Annotated in this window: 4 protein-coding genes and 1 pseudogene; 4 read left to right on the plus strand and 1 reads right to left on the minus strand. The window is 70.6% G+C overall.

Annotated features, from left to right (window positions below; all coding sequences use genetic code 11):
* The 4 genes and pseudogenes from KILIM_RS21665 to KILIM_RS21680 all read left to right on the plus strand — a co-directional run.
* Positions 1–225: pseudogene (locus KILIM_RS21665) on the plus strand (hypothetical protein); the annotation flags it as partial.
* 76 nt (positions 226–301) lie between these two features.
* A complete protein-coding gene (locus KILIM_RS21670) occupies positions 302–997 on the plus strand; it encodes a lysophospholipid acyltransferase family protein (RefSeq protein ID WP_006594906.1) in 696 nt (231 codons plus the stop codon).
* A gap of 143 nt (positions 998–1,140) precedes the next feature.
* On the plus strand, positions 1,141–1,740 hold the full coding sequence (gene recR / locus KILIM_RS21675; RefSeq protein WP_006594907.1) for a recombination mediator RecR: 600 nt from the start codon (positions 1,141–1,143) through the stop codon (positions 1,738–1,740).
* Positions 1,733–2,329: a DUF5063 domain-containing protein gene (locus tag KILIM_RS21680; protein WP_006594908.1), complete on the plus strand. Its 597-nt coding sequence runs from the start codon at positions 1,733–1,735 to the stop codon at positions 2,327–2,329. Before recR ends, KILIM_RS21680 begins: the two co-directional genes overlap by 8 nt.
* A 206-nt stretch (positions 2,330–2,535) precedes the next feature.
* Here KILIM_RS21680 and KILIM_RS25245 read toward each other — a convergent pair.
* Positions 2,536–3,455 (minus strand): HNH endonuclease signature motif containing protein (locus tag KILIM_RS25245; RefSeq protein WP_006594909.1); only part of this gene is annotated, 920 nt, incomplete at its 5' end.

Below are 3,455 nucleotides of genomic sequence, written 5' to 3' on the forward strand. Positions count from 1 at the left end.
GCCCGTCGGAGCCGCGAGGAAGGCTCGCACGGTCCCGGGGCCGCGGCGGGGAGCGCCGGGGCTCTCGGCGGGGGAACCGCCTCCGGGGGCGGCGCCGGCCGCAGGGGCGACGAGACCGTCGAGGTCAGCCGCGATGACGAGACCATCGAGGACCTTTCGGCCGTGGGGCAGCCGGTCATTGCCGACGTGCTGGGCGGAGTGGTGATCCTCGAGTCGGAGACCTGAGTGGCGGCCGACGTCCTCCGCGTGGCCCCGAGGACGTAGCCCACAGAGCCCCCGAGGAGCCCGCTAGTCTTCGCGGGTGCAACAAGCGGCGATCGGCGAGATGCCACCCTTCTACGAGGTGTCCAGGAAGACGGTCGGCACCATGCTGCGTCTGGTGCTGCGGCCCACGATCAACGGGATCGAGAACATCCCGACTAGCGGGCCGGTCATTCTGGCGAGCAACCACCTGTCGTTCTTCGACAGCATCGTCATCCCGCTCGCCTCACCCCGACACGTCGCGTTCCTGGCCAAAGAGGAGTACTTCACCGGCACCGGCGTGCGCGGCGCCATCAACAAGGCGTTCTTCACCGCCGTCGGCGCCATCGGCGTCGACCGCAGCGACCCGCGCGCCGGGCAGCGCTCCCTCGAGATGCAACTCGATGTGCTGCGCGGCGGGGGTGCCGTCGGCATCTACCCCGAGGGCACCCGCTCCCGCGACGGTCGCCTCTACCGGGGCCGCACCGGCGTCGGACACCTCGTGCTCAGCTCCGGCGCCACCGTGCTGCCGGTCGGCCTTGCCGGCACCGAGAACATCCAGCCCGTCGGCAGCCGCTACATGCGCCCCGCCAAGGTGGCGATCACGTTCGGCGAACCACTCGACCTCGCCTCCCGCTACGCCGATCTGCCCACCGGCCGCGCCCGCCGGCAGATCACCGACGACATCATGACCGCCATCGGAGCCATCACCGGGCAGCAGCCCGCCGGGGTGTACAACGAACGCCCCGCCGCCTGATCGCAGCGCCCGCCGCACCACCGACCGCAAGTACCGACCGGACCGCAGCGCCTGGCTCGGCCCTCAGCCCACGAAAGCGGCTGCCTGCATCGACTCGCCTCGCCAGGGCGGACACTGCCGCGGAGACGACGTAGGCTGAAGCGGTGTTCGAAGGCGCCGTGCAAGACCTCATCGACGAACTGGGCAGGCTGCCCGGCATCGGTCCCAAAGGCGCGCAACGCATCGCCTTCCACCTGCTGCAGGCCGACGAGGGTGAGGTCCAGCGCCTCGTCGACGCGCTGCAGGAGGTCAAGCTGAGGGTGCAGTTCTGCGTCACCTGCGGCAACGTCGCGCAGGCCGAGCAGTGCCGCATCTGCGCCGATCCCCGCCGCGACACCAGCACCATCTGCGTCGTCGAAGAACCCAAAGACGTGGTCGCCATCGAGCGCACCCGTGAATTCCGCGGCCGGTACCACGTGCTCGGCGGGGCGATCAGCCCCATGGAGGGGGTCGGGCCCGACGATCTGTCGATCGCGGCGCTGTTCGCCCGCCTCGCCGACCAGGCCGTCACCGAAGTCATCATCGCCACCGATCCCAACCTCGAGGGCGAGGCGACCGCCACCTATCTCGTGCGGGCGCTGAGCACCTTGGGCGTGCGCATCTCGCGCCTGGCGTCCGGTCTGCCCGTGGGCAGCGACCTGGAGTATGCCGACGAGATCACCCTTGGACGTGCATTCGAAGGCAGGAGGCTGCTCAATGCCTGAACTACCTGGCATGCCCGAAGAGGCCGAGGTCATCGACAACGACCTCGCGCACCTGGCCGACGAGACCGCCAACGAGGCGCGGGCCTTTCTCGTGTTGGTACGGCAAGTCGCCGCGGGCGACTCGCCCGACATCGCGATCCCGATGCTGCTACTGGCCGTCTCGCAGGTGCTCGTCACCGGCGCGCGGCTCGGCGCGATCAGCGACGTGGTGCCGACCGAGCGCTTCGAGCCCGATCTGGGCAGCGACGAAGACGTCGAAGGCCTGCGCAACGACCTCGCCCAGCTGCTCGCGGGCCTCGACGAGTACGTCGAGATCGTCGACCCGTTGACGACCACCGAGGTGGGCGGCGGAATGGTGTCCGGCGACATTGCCGATATCGCCGCCGCCTTGCTGCACGGGCTGCGCCACCACGCGCAGGGGCAGATCAGCGAAGCGCTGTGGTGGTGGCAGTTCAGCTACCTGTCGAGTTGGGGCGGGCACGCCGCCAGCGCGCTGCGGGTGCTGCAGTCGGTCATCTCCCACATCCGGCTGGATGCCGATGAGGACGTCGTCGCCGAGGCACAGTTCGACGCCCTGCACGGGGCCTGAGCGCCTCCGACCGTCGCGTCGGCAGCGGTCGGCAGCGGTCGGCCGCTCGTCCCGCGGGCACGTCGAACGGCTAGAGCGTGTCTCCTTGTTCTGCCTGGCGGAGTCTTGTTGTCGGTGGGGCCAGCGGCGATGAGGATGCCGCGCAGGAGGATGCCGTCGGCTAGCGCTCGCGGGGCCTTGGGCGCCCTGGGTGTTCGCCGCACGAGCTACTGGGTGGTGACGGTGAGTGGGGCGCTGCTCAGCTTGTTGCGTTCGGGCGGCTGGGCCACGGTGCGGGCGTCAGCGTCCACCGGGAGCGTCGGCCCGTCCATCGTCGCCGTTGTGGTCGTCGCCGCTGTCGCTGGCGCTGCTGTCGATACCGCTGTTGTGGTCGCTGTCGCCGCCGTCGCTGTCGTCGCCGTCGCCGTCGCCGTCGCTGTCGTCGCCGTCGCCGTCGCCGTCGCCGTCGCCGTCGCTGTCGTCGCTGTCGCCGCCGTCGTTGTGGCAGTCGTTGTTGCCGCTGTCGTGCTTGGTGAGGTGTCGTTGCTGCGGGGTTGGTTGCCGATGGGGGTGCCGTCGGCGCGCGTCCACGCGACCCCGGTGGGGGTGACTGTTCCGACGTGCCCGTGCCGGTGGATGACGGTGTGGTGATGGCGGCAGACGCAGGCCATGTTCCAGTCGACCGTGGGCCCGCCGTTGGCCCAGTGGATGAGGTGGTGTTTGTCGGTCCAGGCCGCCGGTATTCGACACCCCGGGTAGGTGCACGTCTTGTCCCGCAACTCCAGCGCGGTCACCAATCCCGGCTTGGCGAGCCGGTGGGCGTGGCCCAGGTCGAGGAGTTCGCTGCGGGTGCCGAGGACGGCCGGGATGATCTGGGCGTCGCAGGCCAGCATCCGCACGTCCGCGGGTGAAAGGACCTGCCCGTAGCGGGTCGTCCCGCAGCCGGCGACGCTGGAGCGGATGGTGTGGTGCCCCAGCGCGTCGGAGCCGAGAACGCCGGCGCTGCTGGCCACGAGCGTGCCGTGCCCGCAGCACGGTCCGTTGCCAGGGTTGTCGGGGCTGCTTGCGTGGCCGTCACCTCGGTTGCGCGTGGCGGGCGTGTCGCTGTCGCTGGGCGTCGCGGCGAAAGCGCCGAGGTGAGCGCCGT

The sequence above is a fragment of the Kineosphaera limosa NBRC 100340 genome (assembly GCF_000298215.1).
Classification (GTDB): Bacteria; Actinomycetota; Actinomycetes; order Actinomycetales; family Dermatophilaceae; genus Kineosphaera; species Kineosphaera limosa.

Excerpts from the sequence above, each read along its gene's own strand:
- KILIM_RS21680 (WP_006594908.1), top strand. The coding sequence starts at position 1,733 with ATGCCTGAACTACCTGGCATGCCCGAAGAGGCCGAGGTCATCGACAAC.